This window comes from Pseudoalteromonas sp. OF7H-1 (genome assembly GCF_022347825.1).
Lineage (GTDB): Bacteria > Pseudomonadota > Gammaproteobacteria > Enterobacterales > Alteromonadaceae > Pseudoalteromonas > Pseudoalteromonas maricaloris.
In genome coordinates, this window is sequence record NZ_JAKRFX010000039.1 from 1 (window position 1) to 1,422 (window position 1,422).

Consider the following 1,422-nt stretch of genomic DNA (forward strand, 5'->3'; position numbering starts at 1 on the left):
AAGGTGGTGAAGTTGTTGATGCCCTACTTCCAGGAAAAGCCTCTAAGCTTCAGTTCATACTGAATCGTACCCTAAACCGACACAGGTGGTCAGGTAGAGAATACTAAGGCGCTTGAGAGAACTCGGGTGAAGGAACTAGGCAAAATTGTACCGTAACTTCGGGAGAAGGTACGCTCTTGTTTGTGAAGGACTTGCTCTGTAAGCAAACGAGAGCCGCAGTGACCAGGTGGCTGGGACTGTTTATTAAAAACACAGCACTGTGCAAAATCGTAAGATGACGTATACGGTGTGACACCTGCCCGGTGCCGGAAGGTTAATTGATGGGGTTAGCTTAGGCGAAGCTCTTGATCGAAGCCCCGGTAAACGGCGGCCGTAACTATAACGGTCCTAAGGTAGCGAAATTCCTTGTCGGGTAAGTTCCGACCTGCACGAATGGTGTAACCATGGCCACGCTGTCTCCACCCGAGACTCAGTGAAATTGAAATCGCAGTGAAGATGCTGTGTACCCGCGGCTAGACGGAAAGACCCCGTGAACCTTTACTACAGCTTGGCACTGAACATTGACCCTACATGTGTAGGATAGGTGGGAGGCTTTGAAGCAGAGACGCTAGTTTCTGTGGAGCCGACCTTGAAATACCACCCTTGTAGTGTTGATGTTCTAACTTAGGCCCCTGAATCGGGGTTGAGGACAGTGCCTGGTGGGTAGTTTGACTGGGGCGGTCTCCTCCCAAAGAGTAACGGAGGAGCACGAAGGTTTGCTAAGTACGGTCGGACATCGTACGGTTAGTGTAATGGTAGAAGCAAGCTTAACTGCGAGACAGACACGTCGAGCAGGTACGAAAGTAGGTCATAGTGATCCGGTGGTTCTGAATGGAAGGGCCATCGCTCAACGGATAAAAGGTACTCCGGGGATAACAGGCTGATACCGCCCAAGAGTTCATATCGACGGCGGTGTTTGGCACCTCGATGTCGGCTCATCACATCCTGGGGCTGAAGTCGGTCCCAAGGGTATGGCTGTTCGCCATTTAAAGTGGTACGCGAGCTGGGTTTAGAACGTCGTGAGACAGTTCGGTCCCTATCTGCCGTGGGCGTTTGAGAATTGAGAGGGGCTGCTCCTAGTACGAGAGGACCGGAGTGGACGAACCGCTGGTGTTCGGGTTGTGATGCCAATTGCATTGCCCGGTAGCTACGTTCGGAACTGATAACCGCTGAAAGCATCTAAGCGGGAAGCAGGCCTCGAGATGAGTTCTCACTTTGACTTAGAGTCAACTGAAGGGCCGTTGAAGACTACAACGTTGATAGGCGAGATGTGGAAGTGCTGTGAGGCATTAAGCTAACTCGTACTAATTACCCGTGAGGCTTAACCATACAACGCCAAAGTGGTTTATAAGCGACAGAAGTTAATAGACTAAAGTAGACAAA

1 rRNA gene is annotated in these 1,422 nt (G+C 50.8%); it reads left to right on the top strand.

From position 1 onward, the window contains the following. A 23S ribosomal RNA gene (locus MHN30_RS23690) occupies positions 1-1,368 on the top strand; the annotation flags it as partial. Between the last annotated feature and the right edge of the window lie 54 nt (positions 1,369-1,422).